Source organism: Mycobacterium sp., assembly GCF_035640695.1.
Lineage (GTDB): Bacteria > Actinomycetota > Actinomycetes > Mycobacteriales > Mycobacteriaceae > Mycobacterium.
On record NZ_DASQVQ010000008.1, the window covers coordinates 29132 to 54936 of the forward strand.

The 25805-nt window shown below is 66.5% G+C and carries 26 protein-coding genes; 13 read left to right on the plus strand and 13 right to left on the minus strand.

Annotated elements, in window-relative coordinates; translation table 11 throughout:
* Positions 1-7: 7 nt before the first annotated feature.
* Genes VE759_RS01480 through rfbC form a run of 5 tightly spaced genes read left to right on the plus strand, consistent with a single transcriptional unit; the run spans position 8 to position 4890 of the window.
* Positions 8-1513: an ATP-binding protein gene (locus VE759_RS01480; protein WP_324927546.1), complete on the plus strand. Its 1506-nt coding sequence runs from the start codon at positions 8-10 to the stop codon at positions 1511-1513.
* 29 nt (positions 1514-1542) lie between these two features.
* Positions 1543-2394, plus strand: coding sequence for an LLM class F420-dependent oxidoreductase (locus VE759_RS01485; RefSeq protein WP_324927548.1), 852 nt, complete (start codon positions 1543-1545; stop codon positions 2392-2394).
* Between the two features lie 12 nt (positions 2395-2406).
* Complete coding sequence (locus VE759_RS01490) at positions 2407-3264, plus strand: LLM class F420-dependent oxidoreductase (RefSeq protein ID WP_324927549.1); 858 nt, start codon at positions 2407-2409, stop codon at positions 3262-3264.
* Positions 3265-3289: 25 nt separating this feature from the next.
* Positions 3290-4285 (plus strand): dTDP-glucose 4,6-dehydratase, encoded by a 996-nt coding sequence (gene rfbB / locus VE759_RS01495; protein ID WP_324927551.1) that lies wholly within the window; start codon positions 3290-3292, stop codon positions 4283-4285.
* Positions 4286-4287: 2 nt separating this feature from the next.
* Positions 4288-4890 carry a dTDP-4-dehydrorhamnose 3,5-epimerase gene (rfbC, locus tag VE759_RS01500; RefSeq protein ID WP_324927552.1) on the plus strand — a complete coding sequence of 201 codons (603 nt, stop codon included), beginning with the start codon at positions 4288-4290 and terminating at the stop codon, positions 4888-4890.
* A gap of 41 nt (positions 4891-4931) precedes the next feature.
* Here rfbC and VE759_RS01505 read toward each other — a convergent pair whose 3' ends face one another.
* Positions 4932-5417, minus strand: coding sequence for an RICIN domain-containing protein (locus tag VE759_RS01505; RefSeq protein ID WP_324927554.1), 486 nt, complete (start codon positions 5415-5417; stop codon positions 4932-4934).
* A 137-nt stretch (positions 5418-5554) separates the two neighbouring features.
* On the opposite strand from VE759_RS01505, the gene VE759_RS01510 reads away from it, so the two are divergent.
* The 3 genes from VE759_RS01510 to mmsB are packed head-to-tail and all read left to right on the plus strand — an operon-like array spanning position 5555 to position 9140.
* The gene (locus tag VE759_RS01510) at positions 5555-7072 is read left to right on the plus strand and encodes a CoA-acylating methylmalonate-semialdehyde dehydrogenase (RefSeq protein WP_324927555.1); all 1518 of its coding nucleotides are present in this window, start codon (positions 5555-5557) and stop codon (positions 7070-7072) included.
* A 13-nt stretch (positions 7073-7085) separates the two neighbouring features.
* Positions 7086-8261 (plus strand): acyl-CoA dehydrogenase family protein, encoded by a 1176-nt coding sequence (locus tag VE759_RS01515; protein ID WP_324927556.1) that lies wholly within the window; start codon positions 7086-7088, stop codon positions 8259-8261.
* Positions 8262-8264: 3 nt separating this feature from the next.
* Positions 8265-9140, plus strand: coding sequence for a 3-hydroxyisobutyrate dehydrogenase (gene mmsB, locus VE759_RS01520; protein ID WP_324927558.1), 876 nt, complete (start codon positions 8265-8267; stop codon positions 9138-9140).
* Here the strand turns inward: mmsB and VE759_RS01525 are convergent.
* Positions 9137-9922 (minus strand): HAD family hydrolase, encoded by a 786-nt coding sequence (locus VE759_RS01525; protein WP_324927559.1) that lies wholly within the window; start codon positions 9920-9922, stop codon positions 9137-9139. The genes mmsB and VE759_RS01525 overlap by 4 nt on opposite strands.
* Positions 9923-10038: 116 nt before the next feature.
* Here VE759_RS01525 and VE759_RS01530 point away from each other — a divergent pair, with 116 nt between their 5' ends.
* Together VE759_RS01530 and VE759_RS01535 are read left to right on the plus strand one after the other, a co-directional pair.
* Entirely contained in the window at positions 10039-10719 is a 681-nt protein-coding gene (locus VE759_RS01530) for a response regulator transcription factor (RefSeq protein WP_324927561.1), read from the plus strand.
* A 7-nt stretch (positions 10720-10726) separates the two neighbouring features.
* Entirely contained in the window at positions 10727-11944 is a 1218-nt protein-coding gene (locus tag VE759_RS01535) for a GAF domain-containing sensor histidine kinase (protein WP_324927562.1), read from the plus strand.
* Between the two features lie 5 nt (positions 11945-11949).
* Here VE759_RS01535 and VE759_RS01540 read toward each other — a convergent pair whose 3' ends face one another.
* From VE759_RS01540 to secY, 10 genes are all read right to left on the minus strand, one after another.
* Positions 11950-12483: a MarR family transcriptional regulator gene (locus tag VE759_RS01540; RefSeq protein WP_324927564.1), complete on the minus strand. Its 534-nt coding sequence runs from the start codon at positions 12481-12483 to the stop codon at positions 11950-11952.
* Between the two features lie 93 nt (positions 12484-12576).
* Positions 12577-13626: a pyridoxal phosphate-dependent aminotransferase gene (locus tag VE759_RS01545; protein ID WP_324927566.1), complete on the minus strand. Its 1050-nt coding sequence runs from the start codon at positions 13624-13626 to the stop codon at positions 12577-12579.
* Positions 13626-14654 (minus strand): 3-oxoacyl-ACP synthase III family protein, encoded by a 1029-nt coding sequence (locus VE759_RS01550; RefSeq protein WP_324927567.1) that lies wholly within the window; start codon positions 14652-14654, stop codon positions 13626-13628. Before VE759_RS01550 ends, VE759_RS01545 begins: the two co-directional genes overlap by 1 nt.
* Positions 14651-15316, minus strand: a complete 666-nt coding sequence (locus VE759_RS01555; RefSeq protein ID WP_324927568.1) for an SRPBCC family protein — start codon at positions 15314-15316, stop codon at positions 14651-14653. The genes VE759_RS01550 and VE759_RS01555 overlap by 4 nt, the downstream gene beginning before the upstream one ends.
* Entirely contained in the window at positions 15297-17003 is a 1707-nt protein-coding gene (locus VE759_RS01560; RefSeq protein WP_324927570.1) for a thiamine pyrophosphate-binding protein, read from the minus strand. Before VE759_RS01560 ends, VE759_RS01555 begins: the two co-directional genes overlap by 20 nt.
* 192 nt (positions 17004-17195) lie before the next feature.
* Entirely contained in the window at positions 17196-17933 is a 738-nt protein-coding gene (locus VE759_RS01565) for an anti-sigma factor family protein (protein ID WP_324927572.1), read from the minus strand.
* A complete protein-coding gene (locus VE759_RS01570) occupies positions 17930-18445 on the minus strand; it encodes a sigma-70 family RNA polymerase sigma factor (protein ID WP_324927574.1) in 516 nt (171 codons plus the stop codon). Before VE759_RS01570 ends, VE759_RS01565 begins: the two co-directional genes overlap by 4 nt.
* A gap of 124 nt (positions 18446-18569) precedes the next feature.
* Entirely contained in the window at positions 18570-19367 is a 798-nt protein-coding gene (gene map / locus VE759_RS01575) for a type I methionyl aminopeptidase (RefSeq protein WP_324927576.1), read from the minus strand.
* Positions 19368-19370: 3 nt separating this feature from the next.
* Positions 19371-19916: an adenylate kinase gene (locus tag VE759_RS01580; RefSeq protein ID WP_324927578.1), complete on the minus strand. Its 546-nt coding sequence runs from the start codon at positions 19914-19916 to the stop codon at positions 19371-19373.
* Positions 19913-21238 (minus strand): preprotein translocase subunit SecY, encoded by a 1326-nt coding sequence (gene secY, locus VE759_RS01585; RefSeq protein ID WP_324927580.1) that lies wholly within the window; start codon positions 21236-21238, stop codon positions 19913-19915. The genes VE759_RS01580 and secY overlap by 4 nt, the downstream gene beginning before the upstream one ends.
* 234 nt (positions 21239-21472) lie before the next feature.
* Between secY and VE759_RS01590 the strand changes: the two genes are divergently transcribed.
* From VE759_RS01590 to VE759_RS01600, 3 genes are read left to right on the plus strand one after another with little or no spacing between them, the layout of a single operon-like run.
* The gene (locus VE759_RS01590) at positions 21473-22390 is read left to right on the plus strand and encodes a class I SAM-dependent methyltransferase (protein WP_324927582.1); all 918 of its coding nucleotides are present in this window, start codon (positions 21473-21475) and stop codon (positions 22388-22390) included.
* Between the two features lie 9 nt (positions 22391-22399).
* Positions 22400-23311 carry a class I SAM-dependent methyltransferase gene (locus VE759_RS01595; RefSeq protein ID WP_324927584.1) on the plus strand — a complete coding sequence of 304 codons (912 nt, stop codon included), beginning with the start codon at positions 22400-22402 and terminating at the stop codon, positions 23309-23311.
* A gap of 9 nt (positions 23312-23320) precedes the next feature.
* Positions 23321-24220: a class I SAM-dependent methyltransferase gene (locus tag VE759_RS01600; RefSeq protein WP_324927586.1), complete on the plus strand. Its 900-nt coding sequence runs from the start codon at positions 23321-23323 to the stop codon at positions 24218-24220.
* 134 nt (positions 24221-24354) lie between these two features.
* Here the strand turns inward: VE759_RS01600 and VE759_RS01605 are convergent, their stop codons facing one another.
* Positions 24355-25512, minus strand: a complete 1158-nt coding sequence (locus tag VE759_RS01605; protein WP_324927588.1) for a hypothetical protein — start codon at positions 25510-25512, stop codon at positions 24355-24357.
* Positions 25513-25805 lie beyond the last annotated feature (293 nt).

Sequence of the window (25805 nt, forward strand, 5' to 3'; positions counted from 1 at the left end):
GAAGGTCGTGGACGTCGAGCCCGGTTACCTGCCGTGCAACGCCGACGAACTGCGTCGGCTGTTTCTGTTCGACGCGTTGACCGAAGAACAGCTGGCGATTTTGTGCGCCGAAGGACGGGTCAAGTCGTTCGAGCCGGGACCGCTGTGCCTCGAGGGTGAGCCGGCGACATGCTTTTACGTGCTGCTCGACGGCGAACTGGTGATGTCCAAGCGCTCGGGCGGCCAGGACATCGAGACAAACCGGACCTCTCAGAAGGGCGTGTACTGCGGCGCGTGGTCGGCGTTCATGCCCGACCAGCCGAACCAGACCTACGCCGCATCGGTGCGGGTGACCAAGCCGTCGCGGTTCTTCATCATGGACGCGGCAAAGTTCGGCGACTTCATGCGCGTGCAGTTTCCGATGGCGGTTCACCTTCTGGTGGGTCACACGCTGGGCCGCGAGCGCCAGCACCGGATCATCGGGCCGCACGAACGGCTGATCCAGCTCGGCCAGCTGACCGCGGGCCTCACCCACGAGCTGAACAACCCGGCCGCGGCCGCGGCGCGGGCGACATCCGAGTTGCGCGAGAAGGTGGCCGGGACGCGGCACAAACTCGCGATGTTGGCCGACGGCAAGTTCACTCCCGAGACGCTTCGCACGCTGGTGGCCATCCAGGAGGAAGTTGCCGAACTGGTCGGCAAGGCCGAAGAACTCTCACCGCTGGAGAAATCCGACCGCGAGGACGCCGTCGGCGAGTGGCTCGAAAACCACGGCATTTCCGGCGCATGGGATCTGGCGCCGACGTTCGTCGAAGCCGGCCTGGACAGCGACTGGCTTGAACGGGTCTCGGCGACCGTGGACGACGCCGATGCGACCGCTTCGCTGGAAGGCGCCATCCGGTGGCTGAACTACACCATCGCGACCGAACAGCTGATGAACGAGATCGCCGACTCCACTAAACGGATTTCGACGCTGATCACCCAGGCCAAGCAATACTCACAGTTGGGCCGGGCACCGTTCGACGTCACCGATATTCATCTGCTGCTGAAGAGCACGCTGACAATGCTCTCGCACAAGATCGGCTCGGATATCAAGGTGGTCAAGGACTTTGATCGCGAGCTGCCGCACATCCCCTGTTATCCCGCCGAGCTCAACCAGGTGTGGACCAATCTCATCGACAACGCGGTCGGCGCGATGCGCGAAAGCGGCACTCCGGACGCCCAAGGCTTCGTCGGCACGCTGACGGTGCGGACGTGCCGCCAAGGCGAGATGGTGCGGGTCGAGATCTGCGACACCGGCCCGGGGATTCCCGACGAGAACCGCGAACGCATCTTCGACCCGTTTTTCACCACCAAGCCGGTCGGCGAAGGCACCGGGCTCGGACTGGACTTCGCCGCCCGGATCATCGACAAGCACAACGGCAACCTGTGGTTGGATTCCAAGCCCGGCGATACGCGCTTCATTGCCCTGCTCCCGCTCGAAGTGGCCGAACCGGTCGACTCTTCACCAGAAGTTTCCCTGTCGGCGGAATAGCCGCGGACAATGCGCAGGTTGGAGCAAGGATGACCGCAGCAGACACCGCCAAGCCAGATCTGGGACGATTCGGAGTTTTCGGACGCGGCGCCACGCCCGAACAAGTGCAGGAGATCGAAGCCCTCGGATACGGCGCGATATGGGTCGGCGGGTCGCCGCCGGCCGAATTGTCCTTTGTCGAACCACTTTTGGAGCCGACCACCGCGCTGAAGGTGGCCACCGGAATCGTCAACGTCTGGACCGCGGCGGCCCGACCGGTGGCCGATTCGTTTCACCGGATCAACACCGCCTACCCGGGCCGGTTCGTGCTGGGCATCGGCGTCGGTCACCCGGAGGTGCACGCCGAATTCCGCAAGCCCTACGACGCCCTGGTGTCGTATCTCGACGAGCTCGACGAGTACGGGGTTCCGGCCAACCAGCGAGTCGTCGCCGCGCTCGGGCCGCGGGTGCTGAAACTGTCCGCGGAACGCAGCGCGGGCGCGCATCCCTATCTCACGACGCCGGAACATTCCGCGCGAGCCCGCGAAATCATCGGTCCTTCGGCGCTGCTGCTGCCCGAGCACAAGGTGGTACTGACCACCGACGCGGAAAAGGCCCGCGCGATCGGCCGCAGGGCGCTGGACATCTATTTCAACCTGAGCAACTATGTCAACAACTGGAAGCGACTCGGCTTCACCGACGAGGACGTCGCAAAGCCGGGCAGCGACAAGCTGATCGACGCCGTCGTCGCGTACGGCACCACCGACGACATCGCCAAGCGCCTCAACGAGCACCTCGACGCGGGCGCGAACCACGTCGCGATCCAGGTTCTCGGCGGGGCGGACCAGCTGCTGCCGACACTGTCCGAGCTGGCCGGGCCGCTGGGTCTGGGCCGCACCTAGAGAGGATGCAAGATGACCGAACCATCGCTGCTCAAACCGGACCTGGGCCGTTTCGGCGTGTGGACCATGGGGAAGGTCAGGCCGGAACAGGCGGTCGAGATCGAGAAGCTCGGCTATGGGGCGGTTTGGATCGGTGGCTCCCCTTCGGCGGAGCTCGAATTCGCCGAACCGATTCTCGAGCAGACCGACACGCTGCAGTTGGCCACCGGCATCGTCAACATCTGGAAGGCCGCGCCCGGGCCGGTTGCGGAGTCGTACCACCGGATCGAGAAGGCCCACCCGGGTAGGTTCCTGCTCGGCGTCGGGGTCGGTCACCCCGAGCACACCGGCGAGTACCGCAAGCCCTATGACGCGCTGGTCGAATATCTCGATGAACTCGACAATCACGCAGTGCCGACGAGCCGTCGAGTGCTGGCGGCCCTTGGCTCGAAGGTGCTCAAGCTGGCGGCCAAGCGCAGTGCGGGCGCGCATCCGTACCTGACGACACCCGAACACACCGCGCAGGCGCGGGAACTCATCGGCCGCACGGTGCTCCTGGCGCCCGAGCACAAGGTGGTGCTGTCGACCGACCCGGAAGAGGCGCGGGCGGTGGGTCGCGACACCGTCGGCTTCTATCTCAACCTGAGCAACTACGTCAACAACTGGAAGCGGCTCGGGTTCACCGACGCCGACGTGGCGAAGCCGGGCAGCGACAGGCTGATCGATGCCCTGGTCGCCCACGGCAGTGCCGATCAGATCGCCAAACGGCTCAACGAGCACCTCGAGGCCGGCGCCGATCATGTGGCGATCCAGGTGCTGGGCGGCTGGGACAAATTGCTGCCGACGCTGGCCGAGCTGGCCGGGCCGCTTGGGCTGACGGGCAAGGTTTGAGCTAGCCGCCCGTTACGGTTTAACGATGCGGTTGTTGGTCACCGGCGGCGCCGGGTTCATCGGGGCCAACTTCGTGCGCGGCACGCTTCGGGACCACCCGGACGTGTCGCTGACCGTCCTGGACGCACTGACGTATGCCGGCAGTCGGGAGTCGCTGGCCGACGTCGCCGACGCGATCCGCCTGGTGCGGGGCGACGTCGCCGACGCGTCGCTGGTGTCGGGCCTGGTCGCCGACGCCGACGCCGTCGTGCATTTCGCGGCCGAAACGCACGTCGACAACGCTTTGGCCGACCCTGCGCCGTTTATGCACACGAACGTCCTGGGCACGTTCGCGGTGCTGGAGGCGGTCCGACAGCACGGGGCCCGGCTGCACCACGTGTCCACCGACGAGGTGTATGGCGAGCTGGCACTGGATGATCCGCGGCGGTTCACCCCGGACACCCCGTACAACCCGTCCAGCCCGTACTCGTCGACCAAGGCCGCCGCCGACATGCTGGTGCGGGCGTGGGTGCGGTCCTACGGTGTGCGGGCGACGATCTCCAACTGCTCCAACAACTATGGGCCTTATCAGCACGTGGAGAAGTTCATCCCGCGCCAGATCACCAACGTGCTGACGGGGCGGCGGCCGAAGCTGTACGGCAGCGGCGCCAACGTGCGCGACTGGATCCATGTCGACGACCACAACAGCGCGGTGTGGCGGATCCTGTCCGACGGCCGGCCGGGCCGGACGTATCTGATCGGCGCCGACGGGGAACGCGACAACCTGTCGGTGCTGCGGATGATCCTGCAGATGATGGGGCGCGACCCCGACGACTTCGACCAGGTGCCCGACCGCGCGGGCCATGACCTGCGGTATGCTATCGATCCCACCGCGCTGTACGACGAATTGTGTTGGGCGCCAAAGCACACCGACTTCGCCGACGGGCTGCGGGCGACCATCGAGTGGTACCGCGAGCACGAGTCCTGGTGGGGGCCGCTGAAGGACGATGTCGAGGCGCGCTACGCGGCGCGCGGGCAGTGACGATGACGGTTCGCGAGTTGGCGGTGCCGGGCGCGTGGGAGATCACGCCGGCTTTGCACCATGATGATCGCGGATTGTTCTACGAGGCGTTCACCGATCGTGAGTTCCGGGGGTTCGCCGGACACCGCTTCGATCTGCGGCAGCTCAACTGCTCGGTGTCGGCGGCAGGTGTGCTGCGCGGGCTGCACTTCGCCGAACTGCCGCCAAGCCAGGCCAAGTATGTGACGTGCCTGCGCGGTGCGGTGTTCGACGTCGTCGTCGATATCCGGGTCGGCTCGCCGACCTTCGGGCGGTGGGACTCGGTGCTGCTCGACGACCGCGAGCGGCGAGCGGTGTACGTGTCGGAGGGCCTCGGCCACGGTTTCGTCGCGCTGCAGGATGATTCGACGGTCGCTTATCTGTGCTCGGCGGAATACGACCCGGACCGGGAACACGCGATCTGCGCGACCGATCCCGCGCTGGGCATCCGGTGGCCCGAGGTTGACCTGCGCATGTCCGACCGGGACCGGGACGCGCCGACGCTCGAGCAGGTGCGCGCGGCCGGTCTGCTGCCCAGCTGGGAGGACGCCCGCGCGTACGTCGACGCGGGATGGCTCGATGGGTGACGACTCGATGGGTGACGAGAGGTACCCCGGGGCGAGCCCGGTCAGGGAACGCTATCCCACGCCTCGTCGGCTACATCGGGAATGCAGTGGTAGGCGATCACCGGAGTCCCGGGCTGCGCCACGCCACCGAAAATGTTGAGGCAGGGACCGAGGGCACTCGTGACCTGGCCGTTGGTCTGGAGGTTCCAGCGCTGGTTGTTCGCATTGGTCTGACAGGGCACGAGGGTCACCGGGGTGTTATCGGCTGCGTCGCTGATGCTCAGGCAATCCGCGGGGACGGCCCCGCTCTGGATCTGACCGGCAGAGTTGAGAATCCAGCGCTGCGATTTCGACCCATTGCAGGGGTTGACCATGGTCGCGGTGTTGTTCCCATTCGGGCCGTCGAGACACCAATTACCCATTCGGCTCTTCAACTGGACCGGGTCGGCGGCACTCGCAACGGCCGCGCTTAGCAGCGCGACACCGAACACTGCGGCGACTACGACAAGGGCCCGGCGCACACGGCCCAGCAACCGTGATTCATGCATTTCAGCTCCAGCCTCTCGTACTGGTGTACCTCACGCACCGCAGGCGGCGCAATGACTCGGTGACCCCAGTTGCGCCCACCGATCGCCATTTACTAGGATATCCAAGTATTCCCATTTCCGGCCGAGGGGGCACGCTCATGACCACACACATTCCGCACTACATCAATGGGCAGCGGACCGGCGGTCAATCGCAACGAACCGGCGACGTCTTTGACCCCAATACCGGACAAGTGCAGGCGCAGGTGCCCATGGCGTCGGCCGCCGACATCGACGCGGCGGTGCAGGTGGCCGTCGAGGCGCAGAAGGACTGGGCGGCGTGGAACCCACAGCGCCGGGCCCGGGTGCTGATGAAGTTCGTCGAGCTGGTCAACCAGAACGTCGACGAGCTGGCCCGGCTGCTGTCCATGGAGCACGGCAAGACGGTGGCCGACTCCCGCGGCGACATCCAGCGTGGCATCGAGGTCATCGAGTTCGCGGTCGGCATCCCGCACCTGCTCAAGGGTGAATACACCGAGGGCGCAGGGACCGGCATCGACGTGTACTCGCTGCGCCAGCCGCTGGGCGTGGTCGCCGGCATCACCCCGTTCAACTTCCCGGCCATGATTCCGCTGTGGAAGGCCGGTCCGGCGCTTGCGTGCGGCAACGCGTTCATCCTCAAGCCCAGCGAGCGCGACCCGTCGGTGCCGGTGCGGCTGGCCGAGCTGTTCGAAGAGGCCGGCCTGCCGAAGGGCGTGTGCCAGGTGGTGCACGGCGACAAGGAGGCCGTCGATGCGATCCTCGAGCATCCCGACATCAAGGCCGTTGGCTTCGTGGGTAGTTCGGACATCGCGCAGTACATCTACACCGGCGCCGCCGTGCACGGCAAGCGTGCGCAATGTTTCGGCGGCGCGAAGAACCACATGATCGTGATGCCCGACGCCGATCTGGACCAGGCGGTCGACGCACTCATCGGCGCCGGGTACGGCAGCGCCGGGGAGCGGTGCATGGCGGTCAGCGTGGCGGTGCCGGTCGGCGAGCAGACCGCGGACCGGTTGCGCGCGAAGATGATCGAGAAGATCAACAACCTGCGAGTGGGCCACAGCCTCGACCCGAAGGCCGACTACGGCCCGCTGGTGACGGGCGCTGCGCTGGCGCGGGTGCGCGACTACATCGACCAGGGCGCCGCAGCGGGCGCCGACATCGTGATCGACGGCCGGGAACGCACCAGCGACGAGATGCAGTTCGGGGACGCCAACCTGGAGGGCGGGTTTTTCATCGGCCCGACCTTGTTCGACCGCGTCACCCCGGACATGTCGATCTATACCGACGAGATCTTCGGCCCGGTGTTGTGCATGGTGCGTGCTGGCGACTACGAGGAGGCGCTGCGGCTGCCGTCGGAACACAAATACGGCAACGGCGTCGCGGTTTTCACCCGCGACGGCGACACCGCGCGGGACTTCGTGTCGCGGGTTCAGGTCGGCATGGTGGGCGTCAACGTGCCGATTCCGGTGCCGGTGGCCTACCACACGTTCGGCGGCTGGAAGCGCTCGGGCTTCGGCGATCTCAACCAGCACGGGCCCGCGTCGATCCAGTTCTACACCAAGGTCAAGACGGTGACGCAGCGGTGGCCGGCGGGCACCCACGGCGCCGACTTCGTCATCCCGACGATGAGATAGGGCTGGTTCCTTCATGCCGCAGTTCGGGACGCTCGACGACCACGAGCGCGTCATCGCCGAGACGGCGGCCGCGTTCGCCGCGAAACGCCTTGCGCCGCATGCCCTGCAGTGGGATGCGGACAAGCACTTCCCGGTCGATGTATTGCGCGAGTCGGCCGAGCTTGGAATGGCGGCGATCTACTGCGGCGAGGACGTCGGCGGCAGTGGCATGCGGCGGCTGGACGCGGTGCGGATCTTTGAACAGCTTGCCGTCGCGGACCCCGTGGTGGCCGCGTTCCTGTCGATCCACAACATGTGCGCGTGGATGATCGACAGCTACGGGACGCGTGAACAGCGCAAGACGTGGGTGCCGAGGCTGGCCTCGATGGAGACCGTCGCGAGTTACTGCCTGACCGAACCATCCGCGGGATCCGACGCCGCCGCGCTGCGCACCAAGGCGGTGCGCGACGGCGAGGATTACGTGATCGACGGCGTCAAACAGTTCATCTCCGGCGCGGGCGCGTCCGACGTGTATGTGGTGATGGCGCGCACCGGGGACGACGGGCCGCGCGGCATCTCGTCGTTCATTGTTGAAAAGGGCACTACGGGATTGAGTTTCGGCGCGCAGGAACAGAAGATGGGTTGGCACGCCCAGCCGACGGCCCAGGTGATCTTCGAGGGTGTGCGGGTGCCGGCCGACGCGATGCTGGGCGGCGCCGACGGCGACGGGGCCGGGTTCGGCATCGCGATGAACGGTCTCAACGGCGGCCGGCTGAACATCGCCGCGTGCTCGTTGGGCGGGGCGCAGGCCGCGTTCGACAAGGCGGCGGCGTATGTGCGCGATCGGGACGCCTTCGGCGGCAAGCTGATCGACGAGCCGACGATACGCTTTACGCTCGCCGACATGGCCACGGCGCTGGAGGCGTCGCGAATGTTGTTGTGGCGGGCCGCCGCCGCGGTGGACGCCGGGGACGACGACAAGGTCCAGCTGTGCGCGATGGCGAAACGATTCGTCACCGACGCCTGCTACGACGTCGCCGACCAGGCGCTGCAACTGCACGGTGGCTACGGCTATCTGCGTGAGTACGGGCTGGAGAAGATCGTGCGCGACCTGAGGGTGCACCGCATTCTCGAGGGAACCAACGAAATCATGCGAGTCGTGATCGGGCGTGCCGAGGCGGCCCGGGCGGCTGCGGCGGGAAGGGGTTGATCCGTGACGACGATCGCGTTCTTGGGACTCGGCCACATGGGCGGGCCGATGTCGGCGAACCTTGTCGCGGCCGGACACACCGTGCGCGGCTTCGACCCCGCTGCGGCCGCAGCGGGCGCCGCCGCCGACAAGGGCGTGCGGGTGTGCGACGGTGCACCGCAGGCGGTGGCCGACGCCGAGGTGGTGATCACGATGCTGACCAGCGGCGAGCTGGTGAAACGCTGTTACGCCGAGGTGATGCCCGCGGCGGCCCCCGGCGTGCTGTTCATCGACAGCTCGACGATCTCGGTGGACGACGCGCGCGAAGCCAACCGACTGGCCGGTGAGCATGGCTTCGCGCAGCTCGACGCGCCGGTGTCGGGTGGTGTCAAGGGCGCGGTCGCCGGCACCCTGGCGTTCATGGTCGGCGGCGACGACGCCGCGGTGGAACGCGGCCGTCCGGTGCTGGAACCGATGGCGGGTAAGATCATTCACTGCGGGGCCGCGGGTGCCGGGCAGGCGGCGAAGATCTGCAACAACATGGTGCTGGCTGTGCAGCAGATTGCGGTTGGCGAGGCGTTCGTGCTGGCCGAGAAGCTGGGATTGTCGGCACAGTCGCTGTTCGACGTGATCACCGGCGCCACCGGCAACTGCTGGGCGGTGCACACGAATTGCCCGGTGCCGGGCCCGGTTCCGACCTCACCCGCCAACAACGACTTCAAGCCCGGATTTGCCACCGCGCTGATGAACAAGGACCTCGGGCTGGCGATGGACGCCGTGAAATCGACCGGCTCGGCCGCGCCGCTGGGCAGCCACGCCGCCGAAATCTACGCGAAGTTCGCCACCGACCACGCCGACGAGGACTTCAGCGCGGTGATCGAGATGCTGCGCAACGCTTAGCGAGCGGCCCACCAACGCCGGTGCAGGCGTTCGCATCCGGCTGCCAGCAGCGGGGCGGCACCGTCGTATCCGGGTCGCACCGCCACGGCCCCGGTGAAGTCCTGTTCGGCGGAGTAACCGGTGGTGACGACGACCGTCGCCAGCTTGGCATCACGCGCCGCGCGCAAACCCCGCACCGAACCCGCAATCGCCAGCGCGCTTTCCGGCGCCAGGCCCATTTCCCACAGCGCGATTCCGTGCAGGTCGGGGTGGATATGAGTGTCCGGTACGTCGTCAATGGTCACGATCGTCTCGGCGATGCCGTCGCCGATCAGCTGCCGGGCCAATGGCTCGGCCCAGGTGCGCCGACCGGTGCTCACCACGCCAACCCACACACCGGCGACGAACAAGCTCATCACCAGGTCGACCAGCCCGGGCCGCGGTGCGACGTCTCCGTCGAGCAGGCATCCTTCGAAAACCGACGTCTTCGTTCGATGTACTTGCGCGGCAAGCGCGCCCGCGTCGGCACCGAAGCCCTGCCCGCGCAGCGCCGATGCGATCCGCCGGCGCTCGTCACGAATCCTCAACAGCCGCCCGTACTCACGGACATCCCACTCGATGTCCAGGCCGTGCGCGGCGAACGCGGCGTTGAAGGCCACCCGGTGACCGTCGCGCTCGATGTCGGCCAGCGCCCCGTCCAGATCGAAGAGCACTGCGCGCAGCTGATCAACGTGAGCGTCTGCGGGTCGCGCCCGGTCCCACCAGAATGCTCGGGCCTGCGTTTCTTCCAACGTGGCTCCCACATGAACTAGGGTGACGAACCGGCCCTGCCGGGACATCCCCCAATGGGGGGAGAGGGCAGGCCATTCGGGGCTGCCCATCGTGCTCGAACCAGCTCAGCGCCCTCTAAGGTGTTGCCATGACGACGGCGGAGCCCGGGCTCGCCAGCGGACCGGTGCGAATCGTCCTGGTCGATGACCACGAGATGGTCATCGAGGGCCTCAAGGCGATGCTGGCCGCGTTTCAGGACCGGATCCGCGTCGTCGGGCAGGCCATCGGCGCGGAGAACGCGCTCGGCGTCATCGACGAACTCAAGCCCGACGTCGTGTTGTGCGACGTCCGGATGCAAGGCTCCAGCGGCCTAGACCTGTGTGCCGAGGTGCGCGAGCGCGACCCGCAGCGCAAGGTCGTGATGCTGTCCGTCTACGACGACGAGCAATACCTGTTTCAGGCGTTGCGGGTCGGTGCGTCGGGCTATCTGCTGAAGAGCATCAGCAGCGACGAACTGGTGCGCCAGCTGGAATTCGTGCACAGCGGCGAAACCGCGATCGACCCGGGGATGGCGGCGCGCGCCGTCGACACCGCGGCGCGGCTGCAGCGCGACGAGTTCTGGCCCGGCGCCAGGCAGGGGCTCACGCAGCGGGAAAGCGAGATCCTGTCGTGTGTGGTCAACGGCCTGTCGAATCGCGGTATCGCGAACAAGCTGGTGATCGGCGACGAGACCGTGAAGAGCCATCTGCGTTCGATTTACCGCAAGCTCGGGGTCAGCGATCGCACCGGTGCGGTGGCAACGGCGTTGCGGGAGGGCATCTACCAGTGAGTTACCAGTGAGTCCAAATACTTTCCGCCCAAAGGTGGTCCGCGATCTCGTCGACGCCGATCGCGAACTGGTGTTGCTGCGTGAGCTGATCCAGGCCGCGTCCAGCGGGCCGGGCGTCGAGCCCCTCGCGGCCGCGGCGGCGCGGATGATCACCGAGGCCACCGGCACCGACGTGTGCTTCGTGCACGTGCTCGACGACACCGAACGGTCGCTCACGCTCGCCGGCGCGACACCGCCGTTCGACAGCGAGGTCGGCAAGATTCGGCTGCCGCTCGGCCAGGGGATTTCCGGGTGGGTGGCCAGTCACCGCGAGCCCGTCGTGATCACCCACAACAAGGAGGCCGACCCGCGTTACATGCCGTTTCGGTCGTTGCGGGGGTCGGATTTCACGTCGATGGTGTCGGTGCCGATGGAGACCGACCCGGGTGGGCTGGTCGGGGTGTTGAACGTGCATACCGTGGAGCGACGCGAATTCACCGCGCGCGACGTCGAGCTGCTGCTGGTGATCGGTCGACTGATCGCAGGCGCGCTGCACCAGGCTCGACTGCACCGCCAGCTGGTCGCTCGCGAACGCGCGCACGAGAACTTCGTCGAGCAGGTTATCGAGGCGCAGGAGCTGGAACGGCGGCGGCTGGCCGGCGACATCCACGACGGCATCTCGCAACGGCTGATCACGCTGTCATACCGGCTCGACGCGGCCGAACGCGCCGTCGCCGGCGACCCGACCGCGGTCGCCGAGCAGTTGGAAAAGGCGCGGGAACTCGTCGAGTTGACGCTGCAGGAAGCCCGCGCGGCGATCAGCGGCCTGCGGCCGCCGGTGCTCGACGATCTCGGCCTGGCCGGCGGCCTGGCCAGCCTGGCCCGGTCGATTCCGGAGATCGACGTGGACGTGGCGTTGGCCGACACGCGACTGCCCGACCACATCGAGCTCGCGCTGTACCGCATCGCACAAGAATGCCTGCAGAACGTCGTCAAGCACGCCGACGCGACATCTGCCCGGCTCAGTTTCACCGTTGACGGCGACACCGCCCGGCTGGAAATCGTCGACGACGGAATCGGTTTCGACACCTTCGAGCACCCGCTCGGCGGCGACGAAATGGGCGGCTACGGCCTGCTGTCGATGGCCGAACGCGCCGAGATCGTCGGCGGGCGGCTGAACATCCGGTCGCGGCCGGGGTCGGGCACGGCGGTGACGGCGACGATCCCGCTGCCGACACAGACTTAGCGGACTTAGAAGTCGCCGGAGTTGTGTCGCAGCGTCTCGATCGAATTCGCCAGCGCGCGCGACTCCTCGTCGGTCATCCCGATGTCGGCGAACACCTCGTTGTTCAGCGTGACCGTGGCATCCTCGACCGTCGAGCGGCCGAGGTCGGTGATGCGCACCAGCGTGGTGCGGCCGTCGGTCGGGTGCGGCAGCCGCTCCACCAGCCCGGCCGCCTCCAGCCGCCGGATCGCGTGCGTGACGCTGGTGACATGCACCTGCAGCCGATCGGAGGCCTTGGTGATCGGCAGCGCACCGGAGCGGCTGAACGCCAGCAGCCGCAGCAGCTCGAACCGGGAAAAGCTCAGATCGTAGGGGCGCAGCGCATTCTCGACGCGGGCGAGCAGAATCTGATGCGCGCGCATCACCGAGGTGACGGCCACCATCCCGTCGGCGACGCCACCCCAACCGGACCGTTCCCAGTTGGCACGCGCCAGCGCGATCGGGTCGGGTTTGTCCGGTCGGGGATCTAACTTGTTCGGCCGGGAAGGCTGCGAGGACACGGCCTCTTCATACCGCAACCATCACCCAAATAGCGGCTACGGTCGTGAATCGGGGAAATTCACGACCGTAGCGGCTATCTGGGCGGAAAGGGATCAGCGTGGCGTCGCCTTTCCGACCGCGGTCAGGATTGCGCGTGTCGATGCCCGTCCGCCGACCGTGATCCGCACGGCGCCGTCGGCGTAATGGCGGACCTGCAGACCCGCCGGATCGAACACGTCGCGCCACGAACGGCCCGCGGCGGGGGGCAGGTACATGAAGTTCGCGTGCCCGTCGGTGGAGTAGATGCCCAACGCCCGCAGCCGCCGACGCAAATAGCGGCGTTCACCGGTGATCAACCGAATACGTTGACGCAGTTGCACATCCGCGTCGTAAGACGCCGCCACCGCGACACCACTGGTAACGCTCATCCCGAATGGCAGCTGCATGGTCCACAGCGTCTTGGACAATTCGGGTGCGGCCAAGCCGTATCCGATCCGCAGCCCGGCCAGCCCGTAGGCCTTCGAGAAGGTCCGCAGCACCACCACATTGGGGTAGCGCCGCACCAGCGCGGCCGCGTCGAGGCGGTGCTCGGGTGCGACGAACTCGACGTAGGCCTCGTCGAGCAGGACGACCGTGTCGGACGGCACCCGCTTCAGGAACAGCTCGACGTCTTCGGCCGATTCCAGCGTCCCGGTCGGATTGTGGGGCCGGCACAGCGCAACGACCTTCGCGGTCGACGCGGCGTCGGCCATCGCGTCCAGGTCGTGGCGGCCGTGCTCGTCGAGCGGCACGGTCTCCGACACCAGCCGGGCCATCTGCGCGAAGATCGGATACCCGTCGAATGTGGGCGTGGTCATCACGAATCGATCGCCCGGGCTGGTCACGGCGTGCAACACCTGCATCACGACGCCGGTCGCACCGGCGCCGAGGATGATCTGGTCGGCACGCACACCGATGCGGCCGGCGACTAGCTCGCGCAGCGTTGCGGGCAGAAACTCGGGATACCGGTTGGCGGCGTCGATCGACTCGATCAGCGCCGTGCGCACTGCGGGCAGGGGTGGAAACGGATTCTCGTTGAGCGACAACGCCAGTGGGTCAACCGCATCGGGCAGGGCGTCAAGAATTCCCGCGGCGATCGGCATTGCCTGTCGAAGCGATCCCATCAGTCCCTGCCGCCCCATCGCACGGCCGCCGCCCCGGCGAAGTCGCCGGCATGGGCGAAGGCGGCCATCATCACAACATCTCCGGACTTCACCTGGCCGTCACTGATCGCGCGCTCCAGGCTCACCGGGATGCCGGCGGCGAACAGGTTGCCGCATTGGTCGAACGTGTCGCGGTGGCGTTCCTTGGGCACCTCCAACGCCTCACGCCAGTTGCGCAGGAACACCCGGTTCGGCTGGTTGGTGACCAGCAGGTCAAGATCCTTGGACGGGATGCCGATCCGGTCGCACACGGCCAGCGCCACCTCGGGTACCTGGCGATTGCCGCGGGCCAGCACCTTGGTGATCTTGCCCTCGGTGAAGCCGATGCAGCCCTCGCCCGGCCCCGGCTGCCACCACTTGCGCGGCGGGTCGACGGCGATCGTCATGTCGCCGGCGTATTCGCCGTAGGTGCGGCACTCGACATCAAGAATCGGTGACTTGTCCGACACCGTGACCAGTCCGACGGCCGCACCGTCACCGGGCACCGCGGCTTGGGCCTTGCGCCGAATGCCCGGCTGATCGAAGATCTGGCCGGCCGCGTTCTGCGCGACCGCAATCAGCGCCGTCTTGCCCGCGCCGGACGACAGCAGCTGCCGAGCCACCTTCAGTCCCAGCACGAACGCCGCGCAGCCGCCGTTGTGCAGGTCGAGCACCCAGTTGGGCTTCATGCCGAGCCGGTGGGCGGCGCCGCCGCCACCTCCGTAGAACGGCACGTCGGGCATCTGGGCGTGGGTGATCAGGACGTCGACGTTGGCGATCGTGTCGTGACCATGGCGCGCGACCAAACCCTCGGTGGCCCGCTCGATCATGTCGAGCGCGGTCTCGTCCTCGGCGACGTGGTGCCGGAACTTCGGTGCGCGGAACATCAGGTTGTCCCGCAGCTCGTCGGCGCTGAAGTTGGCGTAGTAGTCCGTGCCGATCGGTTCGCCGGGCAGGTAGGTGGAAATGTCGATCAGGCTGACGTCGGGTGTGGTCATATCGCGGGTCATCTCATCCATTCGGGTGTCACGGGCAAACCGTTGTGGTGGCGGTATTCGACGATTGCCTTGAGGTTCTTCAGCTCCAGCAGGTGACCGGCGCCGAACATGTCCCAGAAGTCACCCACCCATACCGGCCGCTTCGGGGGGGCGGCCTCGGGATACGGATTGTGGTCGTAGAACGGGTGATGACAGTTCGTCCACAGCACCACCGAACCGGGCTTGTCGAACACCACCTGGGCGTCGACGACGCGCATCAGGTAGATCATCCACAGGTGCTTGCCCTGGTCCCACGCGCAGTGGTAGTCGACCGTCATGGCCTCCCTGCTGGCCACGGTGCGGGTGTAGATCTCGGTTTCGGAGCCCAACCGGTCATAAGCCAGCCACAGGCCGGGCTCTTCGGTCGGGGTGAAGCCACGCAGGCTGTAGGTCCACTCCTCGAGACAACGGGTGTCGGCAAGGTAATCGAACAGCTCGTCGGGCGGGCAGTCGATGAAGCCGTTGACGGTGCAGAACTCGCCGAACACCTCATCGTGCGGATACACCGACCGCATCATCTCCATGATGATCGGAGTGGCCTTCTCGCGCGGAGAAGTCTCGATGCGGACCACGTTCTCGATCGGATCGGCGGTGCCCCTGTGGGCGGTGATGTCCTCAAGCGCGGGCAACGACATCGGGACGGTCCTCCTTTGCGGTTGGTTGTGGAGACTTGGAATGTCCAAGAAAGTTTGCGAACGGGGGGATTTCGTCGGCTGAGCACTCGACGGCGACGACCGATGGGCCGTCGACGTCCAGCGCGGCCTTCATCGCCCTTGGCAGCCCGGCGATGTCGGTGACGTCCACCGAGGCCAGCCCGGGGAACATGGTCGCGAGTCCGGCGCCCAGACGGCTTGGCCCAAATCGGTTGTAGCTGTATAGGTCGTCGTAGAACAGCTGCTCGCGGGTCACGCACATCGCGTGCGCGTGGTTGTCGAACAGCACGAAGGTCATCGGCAGCCGGTACTGCAGCGCGGTGTGGATCTCCATGCCGTGCATGTAGAAAGATCCGTCGCCGGCGATCACCACGGTCCGGCGTCCGCGTGCGAACGCCATGCCGACGCCCCCGCCGAACGCGTAACCCATGCCGCCCATGCCGAGCGCGACGACGAAGCGGCCATCGCGGCGGACCGGCAGGTGGTGAATCGCTGCGGCGCCGACGTTTCCGGCGTCGACGACGACGTCCACACCGTCGGGCAGCGCGGCGTCGATCACGGCCATCGCCTCGCGGTAGCGCACGCCGGGGCCGTCGTGGGGCGGCGGCTGCAGCTCGGTGTGCGGCATGGTGTCGGGCACCCGGATGTGGGCCGGCCGGCCCTGCCCAGTCAGGGCCATCGTCAACATCGACAGCGAGCCGCGCAGGTCGTCGGTGTGCACGTGGGTGCACGGCAGGTAAGGCGGCGCGGATCCGATCGAATACGTCGGCACCGACGCCAGCGCATCGTCCAGGCCCGCGCGCGAGGTCACCGACATCCGGGTGCCCACCAGCAGGCACAGCGCGCTGTTGGCGACGGCATCGACCACGCCGGGATGGCCCATGACGCCGGTGACGCCGAGCGCCGACGACGAACCCAAACCGGGTATGCCGGCAACGTCCTTGGCGTCGGGAACCGTCGCCACCCGTGCACGCAGCAGGTGGCGCAGCTGCTCGAGTTCGGCGCGCGCGCCGCCGCGGGCAACCTGCTCGCCGGCGATTATCGTCACCGGCCCGTCAATGCGGCGCAACGCAAGTGCGACCGGGTGCGGGTCACCGATCTGCGCCCGCCACAAATTCAGCTCGCCGGAGCCATTCGTGCCAACCTCGGCCTGCTGCACGTTCTTTGGCAGCAGCAGCACGGCGGGGCCGCCCGTCTTGGCCGCCGCGATCGCCTGCGGCAATGCGGAAATGATGTCGCCGGGCTGCGTCACCCGCCGGCAGAACACCGACACCGCCGAGAACAGGGCCTCGCCGTCCAGCGCGCCGTTGAGACCGCTGGTGTCCTGGAACGCGCCACGCCCGTCGAGGGCGGTCGGCGGCTGGCCGATCAGCGCCAGCACCGGCACCCGGCTGGCCAGCGCCTCCCCGAGGCCGGGCACGGTGTTCAGGCAACCGCCGCCGGACGTCGCGCACACGACGCCAAGCCCGGCGCCGCTGCGGCTGTAGCCGTCGGCCATCGTTGCGGCCGAGAACTCGTGCTTGGCCAGAATCGCGGTGACGTCGGTGCCGAAATACGCAGCATCGTAAAGATCTTCGATGTTGGCGCCGTCGACGCCGAAGATGTGCCCGACACCGATGGCCGCGAGGTGCTCGACGATGTGGTCAACCACCCGATGTTGCCTGGCCATGTATCCACCTGCCCCTTTCGCCTCTTCCAGTAACACGACTCGTCAGTAGCTTCGGTTCAGTGGGTGTGCCGAATCACAAATTTGGCATGCCGAACTTTTTGTTTGGGCGTGCTTGCAACCGCACCGCTGGGTTAAGACCCCAGCGGCCGTGCTCTTTCCCCACAACCGGGAGGTGCTATCCCCCGTCGGAGATCAGAGGCTTCGCTGCAGCAGCACCTCTCCGGTGTCGGCCGAGACGATTTGCACCGCAGCAATTTCGCGCATCGGCATCGACGTGCTGCCGCCCGGCGTCGCGGGAACGCCGGCCAGGCCGACCCAGGTGGCGAGCTGAGCTTGGGTGCCGTCGCGCCCGACGACCACCATCGCCAGCTTGTCGCCGGCCTCGTCCGAGTCGTTGCCCGGGCCTGCTGCGGGCGCCGCATAGGTGCAGTTCATGTCGATGCGAGTGCCCCAGCTGTGGCTGTTGAGCGTCATTGTCGCGGTTATTTCGCTCGGCTTGACCTGCATCAGCGTCATCGCGGTCGCCGAGGGCTGCGGCGGCGCTGTCGGGTTGGCCGGCGGAGTGGCCTGCAAGGCCACGAACACGCCGAGGGCCAGCACCACGGCCGCCGCGGCGGCCACCGTCCAGGTCAGCATCCGGGAACGGCGCCGGCGCCAGCTGACCTTGGCCAACAGCGACGTCAACATCTGTGGCAGCGGCGGGGTGGCCATCGCGGAGTCGGCGTCACCATCGTCGATCGCGGCGACGTCGTCGCGGTCCAGCCGTGCCAGCAACGCCGGCATCCCGGACAGCTCGCTGACGGCGTCGCGGCATGCCTGACACGTGGCCAGGTGCTCTTCGTACTCACGCCGGTCCGCGCTGGACAGTGAACCCAGCACATAGGCGGCGTCCCACATCGCGTAGTCGTGGGTGTCACCGAACTGAATCATCGCGTCACCCCCATTTCCTGCAACGTGAGCCGCAAGGCCCGCACGGCGTAGTGCAATCTTGACTTCACGGTCCCTTCAGCTATGTCGAGGTCTTCGGCAATCTGCGCCGTTGACCAGCCCATATAGTAGGAGCGGCGGATCACCGCGCGGTGGTCAGGCGACAGTTGTGCCATCGCGTCGCCGATCAGCAGCCGGTCCAGCGCGGTGTTGACCTCATCGGGTCCGGCCTTCTCCGGTGTGCCGGACCCATCCAGCGCGCCCACCTCGTTGCGGAACCTCGCGCTCCGCCGTTCATCGATGATCATGTTCCGGGCGACGGTGAACAGCCAGGCCCGCGCCGACCGCTCGGTGTCATCGGCGACCTCCGGGTGCTGCCATGCACGCAGCAACGTCTCCTGCACCACATCCTCGGCGCGAGCCTGGTCTCCGGTCAGCCGCAGCGCATAGCGCCACAAGGCCGCGGCGTGCTCGTCGTAGAGCACCCGCATCAACGCGGCCTCCGGATCTTCCATCGCAACCTCCCGACCTTGCGCCTTTGACACGTAGTGGAGGTCGGTTCGGTTCAACCGGTGACCATAATAATCGCTGGCTGAGCGTCGGTTTCGGGCCGATTCCCGGGTCGCTGCGGTGCTGCCCTCAGGCGGTCAGCACGCGGGGTCCGGCCTCGGTGACCGCCACGCTGTGCTCCCAGTGTGCCGCACGGGACCCGTCGGCGGTAGCGACCGTCCATTCGTCGTCCAACACGACGGTTTTGGCAGTCCCCAGGGTCAGCATCGGCTCGATCGCGAGCACCGATCCCGGGGCCAGCAGCGGGCCGCGGCCCGGCGGTCCCTCGTTGGGCAGAAACGGGTCGGCGTGCATCTGCCGGCCGATGCCGTGGCCGCCGTAGCCCGCCACGATCGAGAACGCGCGGCCGTAGCGCTGCTCCGCCGCGCGGGTGGCCGTCTCGATCGCGTGCGAAACGTCGGTGAGCCGGCTGCCGGGCAGCATTGCCGCGATCCCGGCCTCCAGCGCCGCCTTCGTCGCCTGCGACAGCGCCTCGTCGATCGGGATCAGGGTGCCGACGCCGAGGGTGATCGCGGCGTCGCCGTGCCAGCCGTCGACGATCGCGCCGCAGTCGATCGAGACCAAGTCGCCGGGCGCCAGAATCTCGGCGGCCGACGGGATGCCGTGCACGACGCGGTCGTTGACCGACGAGCAGATCGTCGCCGGGTAGCCGTGGTAACCGAGGAACGACGGCGTGCCGCCGCCGTCGCGTATCACCGTCTCGGCGATCTGGTCGAGGGCCAGCGTCGACACCCCGGGGATGGCGGCCTGACGCACCGCCAGCAGCGCGGACGCGACCAGCGACCCGGCGGCGGCCATCGCGTCGAGTTCATCGGCGCTGCGCTGCGGAACCACTTTCCGGTTGCGCAGCCCCAGCAGCGCGAGCATCGGCTATTTGCCCAGGGCCCGCAGGGCGCGCGCGAAGACTTCGTCGAGCGAGCCCACCGCGTCGACCGGCTTCAGCTCGTTGCGGTAGTACTCGAGCAGCGGCTCGGTCTCCTGGCGGTACACCTTCATCCGGTTGTGGATGACCTCTTCGGTGTCGTCGGCGCGGCCGCGGCCCTTGAGCCGCTTGCGCAGCTCTTCCTCGCAGACTTGCAGCTCGATCACGGCGTCGATCTTGGTGCCGTGGGCCTCCAGCATCCTGCGCAGCGCGTCGGCCTGCTCCACCGAGCGGGGGTACCCGTCGAGAATGAAGCCGTCGGCGGCATCGGGTTGGCTGATCCGGTCCTCGACCAGCTTGTTGGTCAGCTCCGACGGCACCAGATCGCCCGCGTCGAGGTAGCGCTTGGCCTCCAGCCCGAGCTCGGTGCCCTGGTCGATGTTGCTGCGGAAGAGTTCCCCGGTGGAGATCTGCGGGACACCGAGCTTCTCGGACAGCTTCTCGGCCTGCGTGCCCTTACCCGCGCCCGGTGGTCCGAGCAGGATGATTCTCACTTCAGGAACCCTTCGTAGTTGCGCTGCATGAGTTGGGATTCGATCTGTTTGACCGTATCCAAACCGACCCCAATCATGATCAGAACCGCGGTGCCGCCGAACGGCAAGTTCTGAACACCACCGGTGTTGCCGATCTGCAGGAACAGGTTCGGCAGCACCGCGATCACGCCGAGGTAGATAGAACCGGGAAGGGTGATCCGGTTCAACACATAGCGCAGATAGTCCGCGGTGGGGCGGCCCGGCCGGATACCGGGAATGAATCCACCGAATTTCTTCATTTCGTCGGCACGCTCGTCGGGATTGAACGTGATCGACACGTAGAAATACGTGAAGAAAATGATCAACCCGAAGTAGATCGCGATGTAGACCGGGCTGCTGGGGTCCGACAAGTAGTTGCCGACGAACTTGTCCCACCAGCTGTTGCCCCGGGTGCCGGCGCCGCTGCGGACCAGCTGCGTGATCAGGTGCGGGATGTAGATCAGCGACGACGCGAAGATCACCGGGATGACGCCGGCCTGATTGACCTTCAGCGGCAGATACGTGGAGGTGCCGCCGTACATGCGCCGGCCCACCATGCGCTTGGCGTATTGCACCGGGATGCGGCGCTGCCCCTGCTCGACGAAGACCACGCCGATGATGATCACCAGCGCGGCCGCGCACACCGCAGCGAACACCACGCCGCCGCGGGTGTCGAGGATCGTCTTGCCCTCGGCCGGGATCCGGGCGGCGATACCGGCGAAGATCAGCAGCGACATGCCGTTGCCGATGCCCCGCTCGGTGACCAGCTCGCCCATCCACATCACCAGCCCCGCGCCTGCGGTCATCACCAGCACGATGACGACCAGCGTGAAGATCGACTGGTCGGAGATGATGTCGAGGGTGCAGCCCTGCAGCAGGCCGCCGTTGGCCGCCAGCGCGACGATGCTCGTGGCCTGCAGGATGGCCAGCGCGATCGCCAGGTAACGGGTGTACTGCGTCATCTTGGCCTGGCCGGACTGGCCTTCCTTGCGCAGTTGTTCGAAGCGCGGGATCACGACCGTGAGCAGCTGCACGATGATGCTCGCGGTGATGTAGGGCATCACGCCGACCGCGAACACCGTCAACCGAAGCAGCGCGCCGCCGGAGAACAGGTTGATCAGCGAATAGATCTGCGCCGAGTCGCCGCCGCTGACCTGCTGAATGCACTGGTGCACATTGCGGTAGTTCACCCCCGGCGAAGGGAGCGACGCGCCGACCCGGTAGAGGATGACGATGCCCAGCGTGAACAGGATCTTGCGTCTCAGGTCGGCTGTGCGCAGCGATGAAATGAAAGCCGAAAGCACTCGTCCTCCTGCGCGGCCCAGTCCGGCCCGCGGCATGCCTTTTTGGGCTGGCCCTGCCAGCGTCGGGTAAACCTCTGTCGCGCCGACGCAGCAACATGCCTTTGGGCATGCCGAAGTCACGCGCCGAACAAGTTATGAGCCTAACAGTTCGCCCGGACCCGGCTGACGGCCCCACGGCCAGGTGCGAGGGGTACAGTTGCGTCGTTACATAGGCTAAGTACTAAGGGGTTGGGGATGGCGCGCACGGACAACGACACCTGGGACCTGGCTTCCAGCGTGGGCGCGACGGCGACGATGGTGGCCGCGGCCCGGGCGCGGGCGACCAACGACGCGAAACCGTTGATCAACGATCCGTTCGCCCAGCCGCTCGTCGAGGCGGTGGGCATCGACGTGTTCACCCGGATGGTGCGCGGCGAACTCGATCTGGTCGACCTCGACGACGATCAGGCCCGCGGCATGCGGCAGATGGCCGACAACATGGCGGCCCGCACGAAGTTCTTCGACGAGTTCTTCCTCGACGCGACCCGCGACGGTATCCGCCAGGTGGTGATCCTGGCCGCCGGTCTGGACGCGCGGGGCTACCGGCTGCCGTGGCCGGCGGGCACCATCGTTTACGAGATCGACCAGCCTCAGGTGATCGAGTTCAAGACCACGACGCTGGCCGGCCTGGGTGCCGAGCCGACCGCCGAGCGCCGGACCGTGGCCATCGACCTGCGCTACGACTGGCCAACGGCGCTGCGGGAGGCGGGTTTCGACCCCGACCAGCCGACCGCGTGGATCGCCGAGGGCCTGCTGGGCTACCTGCCGCCGGACGCGCAGGACCGGCTGCTGGACAACGTCACCGCGCTGTGCGCCGAGGGCAGCCGCTTCGCGACCGAGAGCATCCCGATCCACCGCGAGGACGACGAGGAGGCGATCAAGGAGCGGATGCGCACCATCTCCGCCCGTTGGCGCGAGCACGGCTTCGATCTCGACATGACAGAGCTCGTGTACTTCGGTGACCGCAACGAGGCGGCGGAGTACCTGAACACCCACGGCTGGGAGACGGCGGCCAGCACCACCAAGGAGCTGTTCGCCAAGTACGGGCTGGAACCACTCGTCGACGAGACGCCGTTCGGTGAGGTGGTTTACGTCAGCGCGGTGCTGAAGTAGGGGTCGGCGATGGCGCGCTCGGATAACGACACCTGGGATCTGGCGTCCAGTGTGGGCGCGACGGCGACGATGGTTGCCACCGTCAGGGCGCTGGCCAGCAAGCTGCCCGACCCGTTGATCAACGATCCGTTCGCCGCACCGCTGGCGCAGGCGGTCGGGATCGACTTCTTCACCAAGGTGCTCGACGGCGACCTGTCGTTGGCCGACCTCAGCGACGATCCGAAGTTCAACCTGGGCCGTTCCGTCGATCTGATTGCCGTTCGCACCCGTTTCTTCGACGACTTCTTCACGACCGCGGCCGACGCCGGCATCCGGCAGGCGGTGATCCTGGCCTCGGGTCTCGATTCGCGCGCTTACCGGTTGCCATGGCCGACCGGCACCGTCGTGTACGAGATCGACGTCCCGGGCGTGATGGAGTTCAAGAGCAGGACACTGGCCAGCCTCGGCGCCGAACCGGCCGCCGACCGTCGGGTGGTGGCCGTCGACCTTCGCGACGACTGGCCTGCGGCGTTGCGGGACAACGGGTTCGACGCGACCACCCAACCGACGGCGTGGAGCGCGGAAGGCCTGTTGGTTTATCTGCCGCCGGAGGCCCAGGATCGGCTGTTCGACGCGATCAGCGCGCTCAGTGCCGGCGGCAGCCGGCTGGCCACCGAATATCACCCCGACGGTGCGGCGCTGGCCGAGCGCAGCAAAATCGTGAGCCGCCGGTGGCAGGAAGGCGGGTTGAACCTCAACCTGTCCGAGCTGATGTATCACGGCGAGCGCAACGCCGTGACCGAGTACCTGACCGCCCACGGCTGGCGGGTGTCCACCCGGACCAGAGCGGAGCTGTTCGCCGCGCACCGGCGCCAGATGCCGGACGACGACGCGTCCGCCGCATTACGAAACACGATTGCGGTCACCGCGGTCCGTGAGTGAAGGAACATGATGGCCCGAACCGACAATGACACTTGGGATTTGGCGTCCAGCGTGGGCGCGACCGCCACCATGGTCGCCTCTCAACGCGTGGTCGGCACCCGCGCCGGGTTGATCAACGACCCGTTCGCCGAGCCGCTGGTGCGCGCGGTCGGCGCCGAATTCTTCATCCGGTTGATCGACGGTGAGATCGATCTCGACGACGTCGACCCAGAATTCAACATGCGGCGCGCGGCCGAGGGCATAGCGGTGCGCACCCGCTTCTTCGACCGCCTGTTCACCGAGGCGACCGCCGCGGGCGTGCGCCAGGCGGTGATCCTGGCCGCGGGGCTGGACGCGCGCGCCTACCGATTGCCGTGGCCCGACGGCACCGTCGTCTACGAGGTCGACCAGCCCGAGGTCATCGAGTTCAAGACGAGGACGCTGGCCGGCCTCGGCGCCGAACCCACCGCCGAGCGGCGGGCGGTCGGCATCGACTTGCGTCACGATTGGCCGAAAGCGCTGGTGCAAAACGGATTTGATCGAACCGAGCCAACGGCATGGATCGCCGAGGGGCTGCTGGTCTATCTGCCGCCCGAGGCGCAGGACCGACTGTTCGACAACATCACCGATCTGAGCGTGCCGGGCAGCCGCGTGGCCACCGAACACATCCCCGACATGACCGTCTTTGCCGGCGGTCGATTGCGACGCATTTCCGAGCGGTTGAAGAAGTACGGCCACGACATCGAGATGGCCGACCTGGTCTACCACGGTGAGCGCAGTCACGTCACCGAATACCTGACGTCACTGGGCTGGGACGTGTCCGCGCTGCCGATGCGGGAAGCGTACGCCGCCAACGGCTTCGAGTTTCGCGACGACGAGATGACGGCGCCGTTCGCGAACCTCAGCTACGTCAGCGCGGTGCTGCGCTAGCTACATCTTCTGCCGGTACGCGAGACCTTTTCGCTGCCAGCATCAGTGCACTCAAACCCTAAGGCCCGACGTCGGCGAGCCTACGTTAGCGCCCGAGCTGGCTGAGGTAGCAGTGCGCGGCATCGCACCGCATTTCATTTACCGAAACGCGCAGGACTGATTACCATGCGTCCGTTTACGCATATACTCGAGTGGACGCCTTCCTCGGCACCCACATCCGCGCGCGCCGCCGTTTCGAATTTGTATAGCGTCGAGTCGAGCTCGCAGGCTTCGTCTCTCGTCACTGGAATCGATTTGTAGTAATCGTCGTCTGGCAAGCCGCCGTCGACGTATTTCCCCGCAACAACCGCTCGTTGCGTGAATTTCCCGAGGGTGGCTATCTCTTCCGCGCTTACGTCTCGAACGGGTTCCGAAGCCACGAGACGCAAGCGAACTTCCGTTGTGGCTAGCTTAGCGAAGTTGGTCTGCCAATCTGCGAAAGCTTTGTCGTATGTCCCCTTAGTGGGCCGAGGGCCAGTGGGCACGAACAGAGCCGTCAGATTTATCAATGAGTTTTCGGTCGCACCCAGTTGTTCAGAAAAATCAGCGTATACCTTCTCGCGCTCTTGTCGGAGAAATTCTATGCGGGACTTTGAATCTTCATGAGTAATCTGCGACGCCAGTTTGTCTTTTTCGTTGGTAAGCTGTTTTATATTGTTGTTGTAGCTCACGAAGGCCGCGGAGATGGTTCCCGTAATCCCAACGATGGCCGTGATCAGTGCTGTCACGATCGTTGTTAGCCGACTCGTGCGCGCCGCAATCACAGAATCGGATTCGGCTGCCCTGTCGGGAACAGAGACCATCCATTCCCAGAGAAAAATAACCCATCCGACGGCGATGACAGCGATCGATATCGCAATTGCTATTACCGCAATGGCGGTCCAGCTTCCATTCTTTAGCAGGCTCCGCACGTCCAACAACAAAAAGGATAATGCCAGCACTAGCACGAGCAATTGGGCGATAACACTGTCTCTCGCCCACGCTTGTCTTCCCCTCAGTGTGGAATTAAAAGCCCACAGGTTCGCCACTCCAATTGCAAGCAAAACAACCGATCCCGCCATTCTTAGCAAAGTTGTCGCGAGAATGACGTTCAAGAATGCAAGACCAATTGTCCCGACCCCGTCGACGACGAGGCTGACCAGCAGGCAGAGCCACAGCCGTCTGGAGATATCACCCGGCCGGTTGAGCCATTGAGCCTTTGCGACAGGCCGCTTGAGCCGAAGCTTGCTCGAACCCCTGACATAACCCCGCATCCTCGGTGTCAACCGCCGTTGGGCCTTTGCGACAGGCCGCTTGAGCCGAAGCCTGCTCGAACCCCTGACGTAAGCCCGCCTGTTCGGTATGGACCGGCGAGGAGTGCGCCGCGGCTATGCTGCCTCATTCATAAGGTGACCTTAATCCAGCTAATCGCGAGTTTCGTCGAAATCGGTGTCGTCACGTTTCGTGTAGCCAGGCGGCCAACCCCATCGGTGGAACCGCGCTGTCTGCCCGCCGCGGCGCATTTGAAAGATGATCCACAGACAACATCGCTTCCCGGTCGTCATGG

Coding starts and splice junctions, on each gene's coding strand:
- map (WP_324927576.1), bottom strand. CDS start 19,367: ATGCTCGCGCTGCTGGGGCTGCGCAACCGGAAAGTGGTTCCGCAGCGC.
- VE759_RS01515 (WP_324927556.1), top strand. CDS start 7,086: ATGCCGCAGTTCGGGACGCTCGACGACCACGAGCGCGTCATCGCCGAG.
- rfbB (WP_324927551.1), top strand. CDS start 3,290: ATGCGGTTGTTGGTCACCGGCGGCGCCGGGTTCATCGGGGCCAACTTC.
- VE759_RS01550 (WP_324927567.1), bottom strand. CDS start 14,654: ATGACCCGCGATATGACCACACCCGACGTCAGCCTGATCGACATTTCC.
- VE759_RS01570 (WP_324927574.1), bottom strand. CDS start 18,445: ATGGAAGATCCGGAGGCCGCGTTGATGCGGGTGCTCTACGACGAGCAC.
- VE759_RS01505 (WP_324927554.1), bottom strand. CDS start 5,417: ATGCATGAATCACGGTTGCTGGGCCGTGTGCGCCGGGCCCTTGTCGTA.
- VE759_RS01510 (WP_324927555.1), top strand. CDS start 5,555: ATGACCACACACATTCCGCACTACATCAATGGGCAGCGGACCGGCGGT.
- VE759_RS01590 (WP_324927582.1), top strand. CDS start 21,473: ATGGCGCGCACGGACAACGACACCTGGGACCTGGCTTCCAGCGTGGGC.
- rfbC (WP_324927552.1), top strand. CDS start 4,288: ATGACGGTTCGCGAGTTGGCGGTGCCGGGCGCGTGGGAGATCACGCCG.
- VE759_RS01565 (WP_324927572.1), bottom strand. CDS start 17,933: ATGATTCAGTTCGGTGACACCCACGACTACGCGATGTGGGACGCCGCC.
- VE759_RS01485 (WP_324927548.1), top strand. CDS start 1,543: ATGACCGCAGCAGACACCGCCAAGCCAGATCTGGGACGATTCGGAGTT.
- VE759_RS01545 (WP_324927566.1), bottom strand. CDS start 13,626: ATGGGATCGCTTCGACAGGCAATGCCGATCGCCGCGGGAATTCTTGAC.
- VE759_RS01490 (WP_324927549.1), top strand. CDS start 2,407: ATGACCGAACCATCGCTGCTCAAACCGGACCTGGGCCGTTTCGGCGTG.
- VE759_RS01595 (WP_324927584.1), top strand. CDS start 22,400: ATGGCGCGCTCGGATAACGACACCTGGGATCTGGCGTCCAGTGTGGGC.
- VE759_RS01530 (WP_324927561.1), top strand. CDS start 10,039: ATGACGACGGCGGAGCCCGGGCTCGCCAGCGGACCGGTGCGAATCGTC.
- VE759_RS01555 (WP_324927568.1), bottom strand. CDS start 15,316: ATGTCGTTGCCCGCGCTTGAGGACATCACCGCCCACAGGGGCACCGCC.
- VE759_RS01560 (WP_324927570.1), bottom strand. CDS start 17,003: ATGGCCAGGCAACATCGGGTGGTTGACCACATCGTCGAGCACCTCGCG.
- VE759_RS01600 (WP_324927586.1), top strand. CDS start 23,321: ATGGCCCGAACCGACAATGACACTTGGGATTTGGCGTCCAGCGTGGGC.
- VE759_RS01605 (WP_324927588.1), bottom strand. CDS start 25,512: ATGCGGGGTTATGTCAGGGGTTCGAGCAAGCTTCGGCTCAAGCGGCCT.